The sequence below is a fragment of the Streptomyces sp. NPDC001450 genome, assembly GCF_053597295.1.
In genome coordinates this window covers 105,332-123,781 of the sequence record NZ_JBSFHY010000028.1, presented here as the reverse complement: position 1 = coordinate 123,781, position 18,450 = coordinate 105,332, and the positions used below count along the sequence as shown (strand labels likewise).

The 18,450-nt window shown below is 72.9% G+C and carries 15 protein-coding genes and 1 tRNA gene; 3 read left to right on the top strand and 13 right to left on the bottom strand.

Annotated features, from left to right (window positions below; genetic code table 11):
• Positions 1-131 precede the first annotated feature (131 nt).
• Together ACWC5O_RS28275 and ACWC5O_RS28270 are read left to right on the top strand one after the other, a co-directional pair.
• Complete coding sequence (locus ACWC5O_RS28275; protein ID WP_003999697.1) at positions 132-260, top strand: DLW-39 family protein; 129 nt, start codon at positions 132-134, stop codon at positions 258-260.
• Between the two features lie 301 nt (positions 261-561).
• Complete coding sequence (locus tag ACWC5O_RS28270; RefSeq protein WP_450589900.1) at positions 562-1,824, top strand: hypothetical protein; 1,263 nt, start codon at positions 562-564, stop codon at positions 1,822-1,824.
• Here ACWC5O_RS28270 and ACWC5O_RS28265 read toward each other — a convergent pair.
• Together ACWC5O_RS28265 and ACWC5O_RS28260 are read right to left on the bottom strand one after the other, a co-directional pair.
• A complete protein-coding gene (locus ACWC5O_RS28265) occupies positions 1,788-3,167 on the bottom strand; it encodes a serine/threonine-protein kinase (protein WP_450589901.1) in 1,380 nt (459 codons plus the stop codon). The two genes, ACWC5O_RS28270 and ACWC5O_RS28265, sit on opposite strands and share 37 nt — an antisense overlap.
• Positions 3,168-3,290: 123 nt before the next feature.
• Complete coding sequence (locus ACWC5O_RS28260) at positions 3,291-3,839, bottom strand: helix-turn-helix domain-containing protein (RefSeq protein ID WP_450589902.1); 549 nt, start codon at positions 3,837-3,839, stop codon at positions 3,291-3,293.
• Positions 3,840-4,021: 182 nt separating this feature from the next.
• Here ACWC5O_RS28260 and ACWC5O_RS28255 point away from each other — a divergent pair.
• Positions 4,022-4,094, top strand: a tRNA-Ala gene (locus tag ACWC5O_RS28255).
• Positions 4,095-4,409: 315 nt separating this feature from the next.
• On the opposite strand, the gene ACWC5O_RS28250 is transcribed toward ACWC5O_RS28255, so the two are convergent.
• The 11 genes from ACWC5O_RS28250 to ACWC5O_RS28200 all read right to left on the bottom strand — a co-directional run bounded on the left by ACWC5O_RS28250 (position 4,410) and on the right by ACWC5O_RS28200 (position 18,419).
• Complete coding sequence (locus tag ACWC5O_RS28250; RefSeq protein ID WP_450589903.1) at positions 4,410-4,568, bottom strand: hypothetical protein; 159 nt, start codon at positions 4,566-4,568, stop codon at positions 4,410-4,412.
• Positions 4,569-4,594: 26 nt separating this feature from the next.
• Entirely contained in the window at positions 4,595-5,692 is a 1,098-nt protein-coding gene (gene gntA / locus ACWC5O_RS28245; protein ID WP_450589904.1) for a guanitoxin biosynthesis heme-dependent pre-guanitoxin N-hydroxylase GntA, read from the bottom strand.
• Positions 5,682-6,533, bottom strand: coding sequence for an enoyl-ACP reductase FabI (gene fabI, locus ACWC5O_RS28240; protein WP_450589905.1), 852 nt, complete (start codon positions 6,531-6,533; stop codon positions 5,682-5,684). Before fabI ends, gntA begins: the two co-directional genes overlap by 11 nt.
• Positions 6,534-6,557: 24 nt before the next feature.
• Complete coding sequence (locus ACWC5O_RS28235) at positions 6,558-7,925, bottom strand: condensation domain-containing protein (RefSeq protein ID WP_450589906.1); 1,368 nt, start codon at positions 7,923-7,925, stop codon at positions 6,558-6,560.
• The gene (fabF, locus tag ACWC5O_RS28230; RefSeq protein WP_450589907.1) at positions 7,915-9,189 is read right to left on the bottom strand and encodes a beta-ketoacyl-ACP synthase II; all 1,275 of its coding nucleotides are present in this window, start codon (positions 9,187-9,189) and stop codon (positions 7,915-7,917) included. The genes ACWC5O_RS28235 and fabF overlap by 11 nt, the downstream gene beginning before the upstream one ends.
• 12 nt (positions 9,190-9,201) lie before the next feature.
• Positions 9,202-10,941 carry a thiamine pyrophosphate-binding protein gene (locus tag ACWC5O_RS28225; RefSeq protein WP_450589908.1) on the bottom strand — a complete coding sequence of 580 codons (1,740 nt, stop codon included), beginning with the start codon at positions 10,939-10,941 and terminating at the stop codon, positions 9,202-9,204.
• Complete coding sequence (locus ACWC5O_RS28220) at positions 10,938-13,598, bottom strand: aldehyde dehydrogenase family protein (RefSeq protein WP_450589909.1); 2,661 nt, start codon at positions 13,596-13,598, stop codon at positions 10,938-10,940. The genes ACWC5O_RS28225 and ACWC5O_RS28220 overlap by 4 nt, the downstream gene beginning before the upstream one ends.
• Positions 13,599-13,664: 66 nt before the next feature.
• The gene (locus tag ACWC5O_RS28215; protein ID WP_450589910.1) at positions 13,665-14,930 is read right to left on the bottom strand and encodes an ATP-grasp domain-containing protein; all 1,266 of its coding nucleotides are present in this window, start codon (positions 14,928-14,930) and stop codon (positions 13,665-13,667) included.
• Positions 14,927-16,138 (bottom strand): MFS transporter, encoded by a 1,212-nt coding sequence (locus ACWC5O_RS28210; protein ID WP_450589911.1) that lies wholly within the window; start codon positions 16,136-16,138, stop codon positions 14,927-14,929. The genes ACWC5O_RS28215 and ACWC5O_RS28210 overlap by 4 nt, the downstream gene beginning before the upstream one ends.
• An 8-nt stretch (positions 16,139-16,146) precedes the next feature.
• On the bottom strand, positions 16,147-17,160 hold the full coding sequence (locus ACWC5O_RS28205; protein ID WP_450589912.1) for an AurF N-oxygenase family protein: 1,014 nt from the start codon (positions 17,158-17,160) through the stop codon (positions 16,147-16,149).
• Positions 17,157-18,419, bottom strand: coding sequence for an ATP-grasp domain-containing protein (locus ACWC5O_RS28200; protein WP_450589913.1), 1,263 nt, complete (start codon positions 18,417-18,419; stop codon positions 17,157-17,159). Before ACWC5O_RS28200 ends, ACWC5O_RS28205 begins: the two co-directional genes overlap by 4 nt.
• Between the last annotated feature and the right edge of the window lie 31 nt (positions 18,420-18,450).

Genomic DNA, 18,450 nt, shown 5'->3' with positions numbered 1-18,450 from the left:
GGTGTCGACCTGGCCTATTGCGCTGCCGGAGGCGGGAGTTGGGGCTCGACGCAGGTCACCGATCGATATCGGTCGGTGTGTATAGTCGGGCGCCAGAGGTCCCCTACGTCAAGGAAAGACGAGGTCGCGCGGTGAAGAAGCTGCTCCTGGTCGCACTGGCCGCCATCGGCGGGCTCCTCGTGTACCGCCAGATCCAGGCGGATCGCGCCGAGCAGGATCTGTGGACGGAGGCGACTGACTCCGTGCCCACGGGTTCGTGAGTACCGATCCAGAATCTGATCAGACCCCGGCCGCCTGCGCGGTCGGGGTTTTGTGTTGTCCGGGCGGGTCCCCCACGACTCGTGTTGCGGGTCCTCGACGGGTGGTGTAGGCGTTCCGGCAGGGCGCGGAGACACGGGGACGGGCGGGACGGGTGTTTCGGACGGCCGTACGGATTCCACGGATGGCGCAGGGGTGCTCGGGGCAGGATGGGCCACGGTCGGGTACGCGGCGGCAGAGGGGTGGCACGTGCGGGGGCGTGGGCGTAGGGCGTGGTGGTGGCGGGGCGGCCGGGCAGCTGTCGTGACCGCCGTCGTGTGCGCCGTGGCCGCGCTGCCGGGCGGGATCGCGGCAGCCGGTGAGCCGGGGGCGTACGCCTTCGCTCCGGATGCCCTGCGGGTCAACGGCACGACGAGCCCCGCTGGTGCCCCGCGGCTGGAGCCCGGCCGGACCTACCGCAGCTCCCTCCCCAGGAACGGCAGGCGCTTCTACCGCCTCGACCTCGCCACCGCGACGACCACGGCGTACGTCCCGGTCACCGCCGTACCCCCCGCCCACGCCACGGTCACGGCCACCGACGGCATCCGGGTCTCGGTCCAGGACGCCTCAGGCGGCTCGTGCTCCAACGCCTCCGCACGCTTCGGCGCCGCGCTGAGCCCCCGGCCGGTCACGGCCCTGGCCGAGCGCGAGCCCGGCCGGACGCTGTGCCCCGGGGCGGGGACGTACTACGTGCTCGTGGAACGCGTCGACTCCGGCACGGCTGACCCGGCGCAGCCATGGGACCTGGAGATCAAGCCGGTCACGGAACCCCGCCTGGCGAAGGCCGGGCCCACCACCGCGCCCCAGGCCTGGGACTCCGCCTCCCCCGAGCCCCTCGTCGGCGACCCCCGCGACCTGACCGGCGGCAGCGGCTTCGCCACCGCCCGCCCACTGGGCGAAGGGGTCTGGCGGACCCGCATCACCCCGGGGCGGACCCTCTTCTACAAGGTGCCGGTCGACTGGGGCCGCCGGGTGCACGCCGTCGCCGAACTGGACGGCTCCCCGAGCGGCCACGGCTATGTCGGCGGCGCCCTGAACCTGTCGCTCTACAACCCCGTCCGCGGATTCGTCGACGACGCCTCCCTCGGATACACCGGCACCCGGAAGACCGTCGCCCTCGCACCGCTGCCGCCGGTCGAGTACACCAACCGGTACGCCGTGCTCACCGGGGAGAACGCGATGCGCTTCGCCGGCGACCACTACCTGGTCGTGCACCTCAGCGAGCAGATGGAGGGCACGTTCGGGCAGGGGCCGTTCGACGTGACGCTGAGGGTACGGCTCGACGGGCAGGCGCAGGACGGGCCTCGGTACGCCGGGCGACCCGTACCGGACGACGTCTTCACGGTCACGGAGCAGGACCGGGAGGCGGCGGCGACCGGGAGCACCGGGGGCGGTGACACCGCGATGCGGGCGCTCGCCGTCGGGGGGATCGGCGCCGGGACCGTGCTGCTGCTGGTGCTGGGGGTGTGGACCGTGGGGGCCCGGCGGGCTCAGACGCGGGTCAGCGCCCAGAAGCCCACGGCGTAGCAGGCCAGCGCCAGGAGCAGGATCGGGATCGCCGCCTTGGCCGGTGGACCGGGGCGACGCGCCGCGCGGCGGGCCCGGCGGCCGTGTGCACGGGTCGGTCCGGTCGGCCGCGAGGGAGGCGGAATCCGCGGGTCCTGAGCGGTGTACGAAGCGGTGGAGGTGTCGATGCGCGGCTGCGCCTGCGGCACCGGGGGCGGAGGGGCTGCCGGGGCGGGGGGCACGCCGTGCCGGGTGCCGAGGTGTGCCTGTCGGGCGTACGGCTGGGGGCTCGGGGTCGGCTGTGGGGGCGGGAGGTGGAAGCTTCCGGTGTCCGACATCGAGGGAAGCGCGGCGTCCGACATCGAGGGAAGCGCGGAGTGCTGCGAGTCGTTGTCGCTCCGGCGGGGGTCGAGTGCCGGTCTCTCGGTGCTGCCGGTGTCCGTGGCCGACGGTGCTTCCCGTACCCGGACTCCGGACGCGCGTTTGAGCGGGCCGTCGGGGCCGAACCCGGGTGGCAGCGCCCCGAGTTGGTCGAAGATCTCGATCAGCTCGTCGTCGGGGCCGGGCTCCGGCAGGAGTTCCGCGGCGGAGGCGAGGGCCTTGCGCGCTCCCGTGGCGCTGCGGAAACGGGCCGTCGGGTCGGGCTGGAGCAGGGTGGCGACGACCTGCCAGAGCGGCTCGGGAACTCCCTTGGGCGGGCCGGGAGTTCCGTGCTCCATGAAGTACTGCACGAGTGCCTTGGTGTCGGGCTTGGCGCCCTCGAGCAGATACAGGGCGACCAGGCCCACGGCGAACAGGTCGGCGGGGAAGTCCGGTTCGGCACCCAGCATCTGCTCGGGCGCGAGGTAACCGGGCGTGCCCACCACGAGGTTGGTCTCCGTCAGCCGTGGCTCGCCGAACCGCATGGCGATGCCGAAGTCGGACAGCCTGAGCCGTGGCCGGCTGGTGCCGGTGGCTTCGAGCAGCAGGTTGGCCGGTTTGATGTCCCGGTGGACGACGCCTTCCGCGTGCACCGCGGCGAGCCCCGACAGGAGCTGGTCGAGCAGGACGCACACGTACGCCGGCGGCAGTGGTCCGTAGTCGCCGACGAGGTGGACCAGTGAGCCGCCCCCGACCAGGTCCATGGTGAACAGGACCTTGTCGTCGTCGGCGGCCCAGCTGGCCGGGGCGAGGACATGGGGGTGGTCGATGCGCAGCGCCTGTTCCCGTACGAAGCGCAGCAGCGAGTGGGCGTCGCGCTGCTGGAGCACCTTGGCGGCCACATAACGCCGGCGCCGGTGGTCCCAGGCACGCCATACGGCACCCGCGCCGCCACGCCCGATCGGGTCGGCCAGCTCGTACCGGCCGGCGAAGACCTCACCCATGACAGTCCGCCGCTCCTCCCCCTAGCCTCGCGTTCCCCGTGTACCCCCGCTCCCCCCCCGTATCCCCCCTCTTACGCCCCTCGGCCCGGCCCCGGACCCCCTCCGAGGAACCGGGCCCCGGGGTCAGTTCTGGTGGGACTGGTAGTGCGCGACCGCGTCCGAGGTGCGGCCGGCGCCGTAGACCCGGAGGAACTCTGCCAGTTCGGGATGGCTCGGGGCGAGGGTGTCGGCGGCCTCGATGATGTCGCCGGCGGCGGCCACCGAGCGCAGCAGCGACTGGATCTCGCGCACCACGCGCTTGACCGTCGGTGCCCCCGAACCGCTCGTGGTCTGAGTGGTGTTGCTGAGCACGGATCCCCCCTGGGACTTCCTGATCTCGTCCATCCGGTCGGTCGCCTCGGCCGCGCTGACGCTGCCGTCCGCGACCTGTGCCGCCAGCTCCTGCAGCAGCTGCACCCGCTGGACCACCGCGGGATTGCCGATCTTGGCACGCTGGCCGCTCATCAACTGCGACAGCATCGGAGCCGACAGGCCCAGAACCGCCGCGAGACGGGCCTGGTTGAGCCCGAGATCGTCGATGAGCTTACGGAAGAGCGCCCCCAACGGCTCCCCGTACCAGTTCCGCTGCAGCTCCCGCGCTCTCGCGGTCGCTTCCTGCTGTGCGGCGTCCATTGCGTCTCCCCATCGCTTCCCCAAAAACTCCGCGGTTCGCTGTAGCGAACCACGACGAGCATCTTACGGAGAGTGGTCATCCGCGGGGACCCCCAATCTTTTTGCGGGATACGGGGGGTGACCCGGTACTCTGGTCTGCGGCGCCCGCCGGAACGCGAGATCCGGCTGTCGCTTCCCTTTCCGGGGCCTTAGCTCAGTTGGTAGAGCGCCGTCTTTGCATGGCGGATGTCAGGGGTTCGACTCCCCTAGGCTCCACTCTGAATGACCCCTCTGACCTGCGGAAACGCGGTCAGAGGGGTTTTTTGTGCCGGTTTCCCGTGTTGACGTGTACAACATCGGTGAGGGGCCGGCGACGCGGGTCAGCGTCCCCCTTGAGGGCCGTGAGGGGCCGCTCTCCGAGCAGGCGCTCCACGATGACAGGGCCCGGCTGAGCCGGACCAGGGCCGCCAGGAGTCGGTCGGCGGACACCAGCTGGTGCTTGGCGCCGGTGCCCACGGCGCGCTTCCGCGGCCGGGAGGTCAGCCTGGCTCGGGGCGCGCATGCCACAACGGGGCGATGCCGGTGACGAGTTCAGCGATCCCGTCGGCCGTCAGGCCCGTGATCCGCCGGTTGCTGTTGATCACGCAGGTGGGGGAAGCGGTCGAGCAGGGCCCGGTAGGCGGGCATCAGCAGCATCGTGGGCGAGCCGGCGAGTCCGCCCACGAGGGAGGAGACGGCCAGGACGGCCATTGCCACCTTCGCGGTGCCCCGGTGCGTCAGTGCCCGGTGTGGGCCGTGAACGGGCAGGTCCAGCTCTGTTCCGTCATCCGGCCGCTGTAGTGGCGGGCCTCGTCGCGGTACGTCAGCAGGCTGGGGTTGGCCGAGCCGTGCAGGGCGTGGTCGCGCTCCCTGATCTTCTTGCGCATCCTGAAGAAGGTGCGGCCCAGGGCGTTGAACTGCAGATGGGAGTTGAACACCAGGGCGGGCAGGGCGAAGCGGCGGCTGGGGCGGGAGGCGCCGGGGTGCAGGCCCACCACGAAGAAGGGGTGGCCGAAGAGGGAGAGGGCGAAGCGCGGGGAGGCGGGGTCGGAGTCGTAGAGGCCGGTCCAGGGATGGTCGCGGCTGTCCTCGTCGTGCAGGGCCTGGAGGTGGCGCCAGACGGTCTCCTCGAAGGTGCGCTCCGAGGTGTCCGGGAGGCGGTCGAAGGTCACGACGAACGACGAGAAACTCTGCGCGCCGGGTTCGAAGGAGTCCAGGAAGGTGCGCAGGGCGTCCAGGTTCGCGCGGACGGCCTCGGGGGACGCCGGTTCGCCGCAGTGCCGGTGGGTGATCCGGTCCCGGCGCAGCGCGGCCTTGGCGCCCAGGCAGACGAAGTCCTCCCGGCCGATGAGCTCCGCCAGCGCCGCGCGGGCGGCCTCCCCGGCCAACGGCCGGCGGGACAGGATCCGTGCCGTGGACACGGTGACGGGGGAGCCCGTCTGGTCGGTGACGGTGACCTCCACGGTGACCAGGCCGCCGCCGAGGGCCTCGCGGGCCTCGACCAGGCGGCCGCGGGCGGTCAGGACGTCCCCGGCGTGGATCGGGCGGAGGTGGCGGTAGTCCTGGGACAGGTGGGTGGCCGAGGTGTAGTCGTAGCCCAGCGGGTGCCGGTCCAGCACCGGCAACTCGGCCTTGGCGGCCAGCCGCACGGCGAAGGTGGGCGGTGCGATGACGTCCGGGTGGCCCAGCGCGCGGGCCGCGGCCCGGTCACGGTAGACGGGGTTGGGGTCGCCTGTCGCGTCCGCGAACTCGGCGATGCGGTCCGCCGTGACGTCGATGGGCCCGACCGCCGGCGGGAGGCCCGGTCGTGCCGAGGCCAGGGTGTCAGCGGGCACGGAAGCCCCCGTCTCCGACTGCGTGGGCGCCGCCGTCGACGTGCAGGATCTCGCCGGTGGTGGCCGGGAACCAGTCCGAGAGGAGGGCCACGCAGGCCTTGCTCACCGGTTCGAAGTCGGCGGAGCGCCAGCCCAGCGGCGCGCGTTGGTCCCACTCCCGCTCCGCCTGGCCGGGGTCGGTGTCCGCGCCGTAGGTGGCATGGCCGGCCGGGGTGCGCAGCGGGCCGGCGGCGACGAGGTTGACGCGGACGCCGCGGTCGCCGAGGTAGGCCGCGAGGTAGCGGGCGCAGGCCTCCAGCCCCGCCTTGGCGACCCCCATCCAGTCGTAACCCGCCCACACCTGGCGGGCGTCGAAGTCCAGGCCGACCACCGAGGAGCCCTCCCGCAGCAGGGGGAGCAGCGCGGTGGTGAGGGCCTGGAGGGAGACGGTGGAGACCTCGAAGGCGGTCGTGGCCTCCTGCCGTGACGTGATCAGGAAGTTGCCGCCCAGGGCCCCGGGCGGGGCGAAGGCCACCGCGTGCAGCACGCCGTCGAGGCGGTCGGTGTGCTCGCGGACCCGGTCGGCGAGGGTGGCCAGGTGCTCGTCGTCGGTGACGTCCAGCTCGATGACCGGGGCGGGCCGGGGCAGCCGGCGGGCGATCCGCTCGACCAGGGAGAGGCGGCCGTACCCGGTCAGGACGACCTCGGCACCCTGCTCCTGGGCCGCGCGGGCCACGTGGAAGGCGATCGAACGGTCGGTGAGCACCCCGGTGACCAGGACGGTCCTGCCCGCCAGCAGGCCCGTCGGGCCGGCCGTGGGCCCGGTGGCGGGTGCGGCCGGGGGTGTGGTCGAGGGGGTCACCGGGTTCACCTTCGGGTCGTCCTTTCAGGAAGTGAGGGCGCGCACGCGGGTGCGCAGGGCCGCGGTGGTGAGGTCCGGCTCGTGGGCGGTGGCCTCGACCACGGCCGTGACCGTGTCCAGCAGCGGCCGCGGGTCGGGCAGGGCGCGGGTGTCGTGGGCGAGGGTCGCCTCGACGCAGTCCGGCCGGTCCATGTAGTAGTTCAGCCAGATCGCCGCCGTGGCCGGGCCGGCCGGGCGCTCGCCCTGCCACAGCGGGGCGAGGAAGTCGCGGCTCGCGGTCGTCGCCCTGGTGCGCGGGCCGAGGGCCAGGGGGCGGGCCGGCGGCAGGATGTTCACGCCGATGGTGCGCGGGGCCAGCGGGGCCACCTCGCGGATCGAGCGGCCGTAGGTGGGCGGCAGGTCCTCGTTGGCACGGGCGTGCGCGGTGATCCAGTCGCCGACGGCGGCCGGTTCGGGGCTCGGGGGCAGCAGGACGACGGGCTCCACCAGGGGGCCGACGACCAGGACGTCCTCCGGCCGGGTGTGGCCGTGACGCAGGCTGAGCAGGGGCTGGGGACCGTCGGACCACAGGCCGGCCGCCAGGGAGGTGGCGGCGAGCAGGACGGCGGCGCGGCTCAGATCGCTCCGGGCGGCCGCCTCGGTCAGGGCGACGGCCAGCCGTTCGGACAGTGGGCCGTCGAAGTGGCCGTCGTCCTGGAAGGCCGCGGGCGTGGTGCTGCCCGGCAGGGCGAGCGGCGGTCCGGGCAGTGGGTAGGGGGCGAGCAGGTCCTGCCAGCGGGCGAGGCTGCGCGCGCGGACCGACTCCTCGGGCAGGTCCCGCAGGAACGTGGCGAAGTCCCGGCCGCGCGGGGTGTGGTCGCCGCTGCGGTACGAGACCGCCACCGCCCGGGTGATCAGGCCCAGCGCCCAGCCGTCCAGCACGGAGTGGTCGAAGGAGAAGGCCAGCAGCGGCTCCTGCTCCTCCCCCGCCTGTGTCGCGCGCACCAGGACGACCCGGCCGACGGGGTCGTCGCGCAGGTCGGGCTTGTCGAACACCACCGGGGCGACGACGGCGGCGGCCTCCGCGGAGAGCCGGCCGTCCGTCACCGTCACGGGGACGTCGACGGTCTCCAGCTTCAGCGGGACGGGCTCGCGCCGCTCCAGGCGGGGCCCGGCGTCCGTGGCCCGCAGCCGCAGGTGCAGTACGTCGGTGGCGAGGGTGACCCGCTCGACGGCCGCGGCCAGCCGCTCCTCGTCGAGCGGACCGTGGATCCGGAACAGGTTCCACGGCAGCTCGGAGGGGTTGCGGCGCAGGTATCCGTCCGCGTCCACCTCGCCGTTGGCCAGCGCCCGCACCGGCATGCCGTAGGCAGGCAGCGAGGCGCCGCTCGCGTTCACGGGGTCACTGCTCACGGTCCGCCTCCCAGGAACGCAGCACGAGTACGGCGTTGTGGCCGCCGAAGCCGAAGGAGTTGCTCATCGCCACGTCCACCCGGTGTTCCTGTGCCTGGTGCGGGACGAAGTTCAGGGCCTCGTCGATCGGGCGGTGGCAGTTGATCGTCGGCGGCACCACGCAGTCGCGGACGGCCAGGCCGGCGACGATCGCCTCGACGGCGCCGGCGGCGCCGATGAGGTGACCGGTCATGGACTTGGTCGAGCTGATCGGGATGCGTTCGGCGTGGCTGCCGAAGACCGCCCGGATCGCCGCGACCTCCGTGCTGTCGTTGGCCTGGGTCGAGGTGCCGTGGGCGTTGACGTAGTCGACGTCCGCGGGCTCGAGACCGGCGTCGGCGAGGGCGCCCGCCATCGCGGCACGGGCGCCGCGGCCCTCGGGGTGCGGGGCGGTCCAGTGGTGGGCGTCGGAGGTGGACGCGTACCCGGCTACCTCGGCGAGGATGTGCGCGCCGCGGGCGCGGGCGTGCTCCTCGGACTCCAGGACCAGGACGCCGGCGCCCGCGCTCATCACGAAGCCGTCCCGGTCGGTGTCGAACGGGCGGGAGGCCTCGGCCGGTGCGTCGCCGCGGGTGGACAGCGCGCGGGCGTTGCCACTGGAGGCCAGGTCCAGCCGGTTCAGGATGTGTTCGGCGCCGCCCGCGAGGGCGATGTCGACCTTGCCGTGCCGGATCCAGTGCGCGGCCTCGCCGATCGCGTCCGCGCCGGAGGCGCAGGCCGTGCTCAGGGCCCGCGTCGGCCCGGCCGCCCCGAACCGGAAGCTGATCTCGCAGGCCGCGCTGTCGATGGCGCCGGTGATCTGCGCGAACGGGCTGACCTTGCGCGGGCCGTGCTCCTCCAGGGCGGCGAAGTGCCGGCCGTGGGCGGCCATGGCGCCGTAGCCGCTGCCGATGAGGACGCCGGTGCGGGCGCCGCGCTCCTCGTCGAGGACGAGACCGGCGTGCAGCATGGCCTCCTCGGCCGCCGCGTAGGCGTACTGGGCGTAGGTGTCCATGCGCCGGATCTGTGGCGGCTTGAGGTGGTGGGCGGGGTCGAAGCCCTTGACCTCGCCGCCGAAGGTGGTGGTCAGGCCGGTGGTGTCGACACCGGTGAGCGGGGCGATGCCGCTGCGCCCGGCCCGCAGCGCGGTCCAGGTCTCGTCGACGGTGAGGCCGAGCGGGGTGACCGCGCCCCAGCCGGTGACCACCACCCTGCGGCCGGCCGCCGCCGTGCGTGTCGTGGACATGAGTCTCTCCCTCTACTTCTCGCCCGGCTCGCCGAGCACGGGGAAGTCGCCGCCGGCCACGTCGGCGCCGAACATCGCGTCGGTCAGCCGCACCGGCACGTTGAGGACGACGACCTCGCCGGCGGCGGCTTTTTCCCAGGCCAGCGCGACGTCGCCGGGCAGGGAGGCCTTGTCCCGCACGGTCACCTGGTGGAGTCCCGGCAGCTGCGGCGCCTGGGCGCCGACGGCCTCGGGGTCCACGAAGGCGTGGTCGCCGACCGGGTGTTCGCGCTGGTCCAGCTGGACCTGGAGCCAGCCGTAGCCGCCGTTGCGCAGGACGACGTAGAGCAGGCCGTCGCTGTGCGCGACCGCGGTGGGCAGGTCGGCGGCGGCCATCGCGAAGGCGCCGTCGCCGACGAAGGCCACCACCGGCCGCTCGGGCGCGGCGATCTTGACGCCGAGCGCGGCGGCGGCACCGAAGCCGAGGCTGGTCTGCTCGGACGGGACGACGCTTCCGGCGCCCGCGTGGCAGGAGTAGAGCGGGTACTTGTACGACCACATGTCCTGCAGGCCGTTCTCCTGCACCAGGATCCGGTCGGCGGGCAGCGTGGCGTCGAGTGCCCGCAGCACCTCGGCGATGTGCAGGTCCGGCGCCTCGGCCAGCTCGTCGAGCAGCGCACGGCTGTCGGCGTGGATCTCGCCGTGCACGGCGCGTACGGCCGCCGCCCAGCCGCCGTCGGCGGGTTCGGCGGGGAGTGCCGCCAGCCAGGACCGTACGGTCGCCCCGGCGTCGGCCAGTACCTTCGGCCCCTGCAACAGGGTCTGGAAGTCGGCCGCGGCCAGGTTGACCTGGATCACCGGGATCTCGTGGCCGAGCGCGGCCGGCCACTGGAACGTGGCCGTCTCCTCCAGCCTGCTGCCGAGGGCGACGACACAGTCGGCCTCGGCCCACAGCCGTGCCGCCCGCTCGGGGGTGTACAGGCCGGCCAGCCCGCAGAACTGCGGGTGTGCCTCGTCGACCGCGCCCCGGCCGGAGGCCGTGCAGACGATCGCCGCGCCGGTCCGCTCGGCCAGCCGCTCGACCTCGCGGCCCCCGTTCGCGTGCCGCATGCCGCCGCCGACCAGCAGGACCGGCCGGCGGGCCGCGCGCAGCGCGTCGAGCGCGGCGGAACCGGCGGGCAGGGCGACCTCGTACGGCGTCTCCGCCGCCACCGGCGCGGCCGGGGCCCCGGCCGCGGTGGGCGTGACCTCGGCGAGCAGGTGCTCGGGGAGTTCGACGTAGACCGGTCCGCGCTCGTGGCGGGCGATCAGCAGGGCGCGGTGCAGGGTGGGCACCAGTCGGTCGGGGTGGTCGACGCGTGCCGCGTACTTGACCAGGGGGCCCACGACGGCGAGCTGGTCGAGCTCCTGGAAGGCGCCGCTGCCCCGGTGCTGGGCGCCGGTGCCGCCGCTGAGCAGCAGCAGCGGCACGGCGGAGGCGGAGGCCTCCAGCAGGCCGGTGACGGTGTTGGTGACCGCGGGTCCCTTGCCGACGACGGCGACGCCGACCTCGCCGGACTGCAGGGCCCAGCCGGTCGCCATGAACAGGGCGTTGCGCTGGTCGCGGCAGAGGACGAACCGCAGGCCCGCCTCGTGCGCGGCCTCCAGCGCGTACATGTCGTCGCCGGGCAGGCCGAAGACGGTACGCGTCCCGGAGGCGGCCAGCACCGCGGCGGCCGTCGTCCAGGCAGCGGCGGCGGTGGCCCCGGAGGAGGTGTCGGGTGTGTTGCTCATGACCTTCCCGGCAGGTAGTCGGCGACTGCCTTCGACAGCAGCAGCGGCTCGGTGTGCCGCTTGCGGTCGACGGCGATGTAGTTGGCGCGGATGCCCCGGCCACCGAAGGGCTTGTTGCCGTCCTCGATGTCGATGAGGGTCTCGTCGACGCTCACCATGTGGCGCTCGCGCAGGGCCTCCACGGTCTTCGGCAGGGAGCCGAACACGGAGGCGGCCATGGCGCGTTCCGCGTAGTAGGGGTGACGCAGCACCTCGCTCAGCCACTCCTCGGAGGAGAAGGGCACCACGTTGAAGACGGGCGCGAACATCTCCGGGGGCAGGAAGAGGGTGTCCGTCGGGTGGATCAGCACGGTCGGCCGCACATGGCGGTCCACGAAGTCGATCCGGCCGCCGGCGGCCACGAACTCCCGCTTGCCGCGCAGGTAGTCCAGGGTCGTCTCGAACGCCTCGTCGTAGAACATGGCGCTGTAGTCGGCGGCCGCGTCGTACGGGGCGCCCAGCCGCAGGGCCTCGACCCGGCGGGAGAGCAGGTTGCAGAACTGGGCGCTGACGGAGGTGTGCACGAACACCGCGTCCGGGCCGAAGCAGTCCTGCCCGGAGTTGAGCATGCGCACCCGGATCAGGCCGTCGACCGCGCGGTTCAGGTCGGCGTCGGCGCCCACCACGTACGGGTTGATGCCCTGCCCGAAGAAGCAGAACACCGTCGAGCGGGGCAGCTGTTCGCGGATCGTCTCGGCGTTCTCGTACGACCCGGTGAAGACCAGGACGTCGGACTTCTTGCCGACGTTGTCCAGGAACTCGCGCTGACCGCTGTCGTCGAGCACCAGCGGCAGGTCGTGGACGGTGCCGATCAGCTTGTGCAGGGCGCGGGTCTGGGAGTCGATCATCCGTGACGGCCGGAAGACGATCCGCCGGCTGTACAAGCTGGGGATGACGACGTACAGGATGTAGCCGTACAGCGGGATGTTCGACGGCATCAGCACGCCGATCTGGCCCGCGGCCGGCGGCCGGTAGCGGGAGACCTCGGCGACCGCGCCCTCCAGCGCCTCGATGGAGGCGTCGATCTCGTCGGCCGCGGTGCGGTGGTTGGAGACCTCGGTGAGGATGCGCAGCACCTCGGAGCGGCGCTCGGAGAGCAGCCGGGCGACGTCCTGGAGGACGGTGATCCGGTCGGTGAAGGGGATCGCCGGACCGGCGGGCTTCGCGGCCCGCTCGGCCTCCTTGGCCTCTTCCGCGCGGCCGCTGCGCAGCGCCGCCTGCGCCATGTAGCCCAGCGCGGTCAGGTTGGCCTTGCCGTTGGTGTGCTCCGGGAACTCGGACACCACGAGCACCTTGTTGGGCTGCTCGTACTCGGCGACCAGGTCGGCGAAGACGCGTCGCCAGTGGGCGGCCGGGCGCTCTTCGGGGTCGGCGACCACGAAGACCAGGTCGGTGCCGAAGCGGCCGTTCTCCACCGGGACGACCCGCACCGGGCGGCCGCACTCGCTGGCCTTGGCCGTGATGGCGTCGGGGTAGAGGGTGTTGCCGAACCGGTGGACGGCGGCCTTGCGGCCCAGGATCCGCAGGTTGCCGTGCTCGTCGAGGAAGCCGAGGTCCTGGGTGCGGTGCACGGTGCGCTGGTTCTCCCGGACGCGGCCGCCCGGCTCCAGCATGCCCACCATCAGGTCGGGCGTGTGCACGATGACCTCGCCGACCTGGCCGGCCGGCAGCGGGCGGTCCTCCTCGTCGACGACGGTCACCGCGATCCCGTCGAGGGGGCGCCCGCAGTGGTGGGGGTTGTCGGGCGCGGCCAGCGCGATGTTGCCGGCCTCGGAGCTGCCGTAGCCGTCCAGCAGGGGCTTGCCGAGGCGCTCGGTGAAGCGGCGCTGCAGGTCGTCCTGGAGCGGCTCGCCGCCGACGCACCACATGCGCACCGACTCCAGCAGCGCGGTGGACGCGCGGCCGCGGTCGAGCAGGCGCAGGATGCCCTCGTACACGGCCGGGACGGAGTCGACGACCGTGACGCCGAGGTCGACGACCGCCTCCAGGGCGAGGTCGGTGCGCCGGCTGGGCAGCAGCACCAGGCCGGCCTTCGCCTGCCACCACAGCAGCAGGATCGACAGGCCGTACTGGTGTGTGAACGGCAGCAGGGGCAGCAGCACGTCGGACTCGGTGTACTTCATCCGGTCCTGGGTGCGCGAGACGTTGGCCAGCACCGAACTGCCGGAGCGGACCACGCCCTTGGGGCGGCCGAGGCTGCCGGAGGTCCACACGATCAGGGCGTCGGGGCGGCGGGCCCAGCGGTCGAAGGACAGCTCGGCCTGCTCGCCGTCCTCGGCGGCCGCCGTGCCGAGTTCGTGCAGCGGGATCCACGGGGAATCCAACTTGGCGAAGGCGGGCGCCTGTTCCTCGTGGTCGGAGATGAAGAAGTCGGCGTTCGCCTCCTCCACCAGACGGGCGAACTGGTTCGGGGTCACCCCGCGGTCCACCAGGCCGACCGAGACGCCCATGTCCATCAGGGCGAGCGTGGTGAGCACCGAGGCCGTGGAGTTCGCGGCCGAGAGCAGGACGCGATGGTCGCCGTCGACCCCGCGGGACCGCAGCGCGCGTGTCACGCTCGCGCAGGAGGCCCTGACCTCGCGCCATGAGCGATTGCCTTCATTGCGGCTGATCAGCACCAGAACAACACATCCAATCTTCGAACCGGGTCGCCTCGACGCTAAAAGGGGCTGCTCAAGCGGGAATCAAGCGGAAATCCGCTCGGGTTCCGCGGGTTCCATGGGCTCCGTGACGTAGCAGCCGGTGGACTCCAGCGCGCGGATCGCCGCGAGGTCGCGGTCGAGTTCCGCCTCGGTGTCCGCGACGAGCGAGACGTAGCCGGGGGAGGTCGCCATGTCGACGGTCCGGCGCACGGGCCGGCCCTCGCGGACGCCGGTGACCAGCCGGTCGAAGGCGGGCAGGGCGGTGAAGCGGTCGTGCCAGGCCGTGGCGGTGCCGGCCCGGCCGTTGATCAGCCAGACGTTGCGGACGGTCCTGCTCCAGCGCACCTCGGTGTCCCGGAAGGCGTGGAAGCCTTCCGGGTCGGTGAGGGCGAGGGCGAGCAGCTCCACGTGCGAGGTGCCCGAGTGCCGCTCCAGGACGTCGGGCAGCATGGCCCCCATCAGCCGGGCCCCGGTCTCGATGAGCACGGGCCCGTCGGCGGTGAGCATCACCTCGCTGTGCGCGGCCCCGTCGGTGATACCGAGGGCGGTGACGGCCGCCACGACGTACTCGACCAGTTCGGCGACGTGCGGGGCGGTGAGCGGCAGCGGCTGCTGGTAGTCGTACAGCGGCGCGCCCTCGGGGCCCTGTGTCTTCGCCGACAGCCACACGTCCGACACCTTCTGCACGCCGTCCACGGCGACCGTGTTGACGATGTACTCGGTGCCGACCAGGTACTTCTGGACCACGGCCGAGGGGTTGGGGTTGCCGAAGTAGTCGGTGCCGGCCATGACGGCCGCGGCGGCCGAGCGGACCTCGTCCTCGGCGGTGCAGATGTGCACGTTGTCGGTGCCGGCGCTGGCGGCCGGCTTGACCACGACCGTGCCGCCCGCCGCCCGGAACCAGTCGACGGCGGCCTCGGGGTCGGTCGTGCTGAAGCCGACCGGTGCGGCCAGGCCCGCCGCGGCCAGGCGCCGGGCCATGGCGTACTTGTTCCGCCGGGCCTCCACGCCCTCGAACCGGTTGCCGGGCAGGCCCAGTTCGTGGGCGAGGGTGTCGGCGAGGACCACCCCGCACTCGGTGCCGGCGACCACCCGGTCGACGCCGGCCTCCTTCAGAGCGCGGACGGCGTCGGCCGGGTCGGGGAAGTGTCCGAGGTCGTGGCTGTAGAGGGCGGGCCGGAAGGAGGGCAGCAGCCGGGGCGGGGGGATCTCCTGGCTGCGCAGGTGGACCACCTCCATGCCCCGCTGTCCGAGCTTGTGGGCCAGCAGGCTGCCGGTCGAGTAGCCGTCGACGATCGCGATCTTCACTGGGACACCCCCGCGTTCTCCGGAGCCACGGCGGTGTGCACGGTGCTCTCCCGACGGGCACGCAGCCGCGCGTCGCAGACGTAGGCGAGGGCGGCGACGGCGGCGGCGCTCGCGCCGAACACGGCGAACGCGGTCGCGGGGCCGCCGTGGTCCAGGCCGGCGCCGGCCAGCGGGGAGCCGATCACGTTGCCGACCAGGATCGCGCTGGCGTAGGTGCCCATCGCCACGCCCTTGGTGCCCTCCGGTGCGATCCCGCTGACCGCGCCGGCGCTCGCGGACAGGGCCGGGGCGACGAACAGGTTGGCCGGGACGGCCAGCAGGCACAGCCAGTACCACTGGGTGGCCAGGCCGATCGGCATGCACAGCAGGCCGAGCACCGCGGTCAGCGCGAACACCGACGGCGGACGCTTCATGGCGCCGTAGAGGAAGCCGCCGGCCACCGAGGAGACGCCCGCGAGGACCAGCAGCAGCCAGCTCCAGGCGAGCTGGTCGTGGCGCTGGAGCGTGCCGATGGCCGCGACCTCGAAGCCGACGACCGCGATGGAGGTGGCCACGGTGACGCCGAGCGCGCACACCATGCGGGCCGTCAGCCAGCTGCGCAGGCCGGGCGTGGCGCCGCCGGTGGGGCGGGCCTGCTGCAGCGGCGGGTTGAGCACCAGGTAGGCCACGCCCACCAGGAACTGCAGCCCGCCCATCACGAGGAACGCCACCGTCGGGGAGGCGGTCGAGGCGAGCAGGATGCCGATGGTCGGGCCGGCCATGTAGGCGATGTCGGTCGTCATCGCGTCGACCGCGTAGGCGGTGTGCCGGTTCTCCTCGGTGACCATGCCGGCCAGGGCCAGCCGGATCACCGTGAAGGCGGGCAGCGTGGTCAGGCCGCCGAGGAACGCGGCGGCCAGCAGGGCCTGGTAGGGCAGGTAGTGGGCCAGGCTCCAGAACAGGGCCTGGGCGGTCACCAGCAGGCCGAAGACCCTGCGCAGTCCGTAGCGGTCCAGGCCGCGCCCCTGGAGCGGGGCGCCGAGGCCTGCGCCCGCGGTCCAGCAGGCGGCGACCAGGCTGCCGGCGGCGAAGCCCCGGTGCAGGTGGCCCACGATGTGCAGGATGAGCACCGAGGAGATGCCGAGGCCGGGCATCTTCGCCAGCAGTCCGATCACCATCAGGGACCGCAGGCCGGGTTCGGCGAACAGCCGTCGGTAGGTCGAGAACATGTCGTCTCCTAGGCCTTGGCGGCCGGTTCGTCCCAGGGCCAGTCCACCTGTCCCAGGAGGTCCATCTCCGAGAGCAGGCCGCGCAGCCCGCTGAAGTCGCGCACCAGGTTCCGGCGGCCCGCGTCCTGTCGCACCTCGGCGATCATCCGGTCGGCGCCGGTGACCCCGTGCAGAGTCAGGATGTGCCGCCAGGTCCGGTAGTCGTTGGCGACGAACGCCTCCAGGCCGGTGAGCATGGTGTCCACGAAGAACCGGCGCTGGTCCTTGGAGAGGAAGTCGTAGACGGTCTTGGCGAGTTCGCCGGTGATGGAGGAGTGGCAGATCTCGTCGCGGTTGTGCAGCTTCACCGTGGTGGAGTTGATCTCCTGGATGTCCGGGTCGTCGGACAGCAGGTGCAGATAGGCGCTGATCGACGTCTCGGAGACGGTGGCGAAGGCCAGCGTGGTGAGCTTGCGCTGCCACTCCTCGGTGCAGGCGGCCCGCAGTTCCTCGTGCCGGTGCACGATGTGCGGGGCGGGCAGCACCGTGTCCGGCAGCGTGATGCCCCGCTTCTGACGCGTGATCGTGCTGGCGTTGAGGTGCATCAGCGTGTGGTACTGCTCGTCGACCATGGCCTGGGCCAGCGAGGTCTCCAGCGCGGGCCCGCCCAGGGAGGGGAACTCGCCCTCGATGACGTAGGCGAACGCCGGGTTGGCGATGCGCTGTTCGGCCATGATGGTGTGCCGGTTGTAGGCGAGCCAGGACCAGCTCAGCATCGACCTGCGCACCTCGGCGGGCAGCCCCTCCCAGACGGGGTGGCCGACGAACGGGACGATCCGCTCCGGGTAGTCCGGGCGCGCCGCGTCGAACAGGTCCTCCAGCTCGGGTTCCTTGCGCTTGACCGCGGCGCGCCGGTGCCAGTTCCCGGCCAGGCGGGTGATGACGGCGTTCTCCACCGGGTCGGTGGGGTCGTACGGCGGGAAGCCGGGGATCTCGATCAGGCCGCCGGTGTGCGGGGCGTCGTTCAGGACGGTGGTGTTCATCGGGACTCCTCGCCCCGTTCGATGTCGTAGAACCCGGGGCCGTCCAGGTAGGAGAGGGCGTTGACGTCGCGTTCCACGACCTCGGCCGACGGGTGGACGAAGCCGATGGCGAGGGTCTTGGTGGAGTCGTCGACGGTGCGTACGACCCGGTCGCCGGGCCGGACGAACATCTCCACGTTGTTGAAGCTCTCCATGCCCCGGACGACGTCCAGCAGCGGGTAGGAGCGCAGGGTGCCCGCGACCGGCGCCGTCGGCCAGCACACCGACACATGGCGCTCGAGCCGGTAGGGACGCTCGTGGGTGGCCAGGAACCGCTCGGGGTGCAGGTAGGCCTCCACGGTCCAGCCGATCTGCGACTCCCCGGCACCGAGTTCGGCGTAGTAGGGGGTGTTCGCGCCGGCCATGCGGGCCCCGACCTCGACCAGGCACGGCCCGTCGGCGGTGACGATGACCTCCAGGTGGGCGGGGCCGTGCCGGATGCCGAGGGCGTCGAGGACCTGCTGCGCGTACTCGGTCAGCTGCCGGCGGACCGGGGCGTCGTGGGCGATCAGGTGGCCGCCGGCGATGCGGTCGCGGATCCCGGGCACCGACATCTTGCTGTACTTCCAGATGTCGGTGACCCGGTGGCGGCCGTCCCGGCTGACGGTGTCGACCACGTACTCGGCGCCGACCAGGTACTCCTGGGCCACGGCCGCGGTGTTGGGCTCGGAGAAGACGGTGGTGCCCGCCAGGATCGCCTTCAGCGCGACCGCCGAGTCCTCGGGGGTGTCGCAGACGGCCACGCCGTCGTTGGCGGCGCTGCGCAGCGGCTTGACCACGACCCGGCCGCCGACCTCGCGGTGGAAGTCCATCAGCTCCCGCGGGTCGCTGACCAGCTTCTGCCGGGCGCCGCGCACGCCCGCCGCCTTGATCGTCTCGATCATGACGAACTTGTCGCGGCGGGCGGCCGAGAGCCGGGTGCCGTTGGTGGGGACGCCCAGCGCCTCGCTGAGCGCGTCGGCCAGCTCGACGCCGTACTCGCCGGCCGCGACGACCGCGACGGGCGCGTGCCGGGCTACCGCCCGGACGGTGTCGGCCGGTACGCCCCGGTGGACGATGTCGGCGCTGAGGGCACTGGTGTCGAAGGCGCCCCGGTAGCACTGGGGCACCTCCTCGGTGCTCTGGACGCGCACGACGTCGCAGCCGCTGTCCAGGAACGCCTGGGCGAGCGCGTAACTGGACGGGTAAAGGTCGACCAGGACGACGCTGGGTTTGCTCATGTTCGTCTCTCTCTGTCTGCTCACGCTCTGG

Excerpts from the sequence above, each read along its gene's own strand:
- ACWC5O_RS28265 (WP_450589901.1), bottom strand. The coding sequence starts at position 3,167 with ATGGGTGAGGTCTTCGCCGGCCGGTACGAGCTGGCCGACCCGATCGGG.
- ACWC5O_RS28260 (WP_450589902.1), bottom strand. The coding sequence starts at position 3,839 with ATGGACGCCGCACAGCAGGAAGCGACCGCGAGAGCGCGGGAGCTGCAG.
- ACWC5O_RS28250 (WP_450589903.1), bottom strand. The coding sequence starts at position 4,568 with ATGGCCGTCCTGGCCGTCTCCTCCCTCGTGGGCGGACTCGCCGGCTCG.
- fabF (WP_450589907.1), bottom strand. The coding sequence starts at position 9,189 with ATGTCCACGACACGCACGGCGGCGGCCGGCCGCAGGGTGGTGGTCACC.
- ACWC5O_RS28225 (WP_450589908.1), bottom strand. The coding sequence starts at position 10,941 with ATGAGCAACACACCCGACACCTCCTCCGGGGCCACCGCCGCCGCTGCC.
- ACWC5O_RS28210 (WP_450589911.1), bottom strand. The coding sequence starts at position 16,138 with ATGTTCTCGACCTACCGACGGCTGTTCGCCGAACCCGGCCTGCGGTCC.
- ACWC5O_RS28205 (WP_450589912.1), bottom strand. The coding sequence starts at position 17,160 with ATGAACACCACCGTCCTGAACGACGCCCCGCACACCGGCGGCCTGATC.
- ACWC5O_RS28200 (WP_450589913.1), bottom strand. The coding sequence starts at position 18,419 with ATGAGCAAACCCAGCGTCGTCCTGGTCGACCTTTACCCGTCCAGTTAC.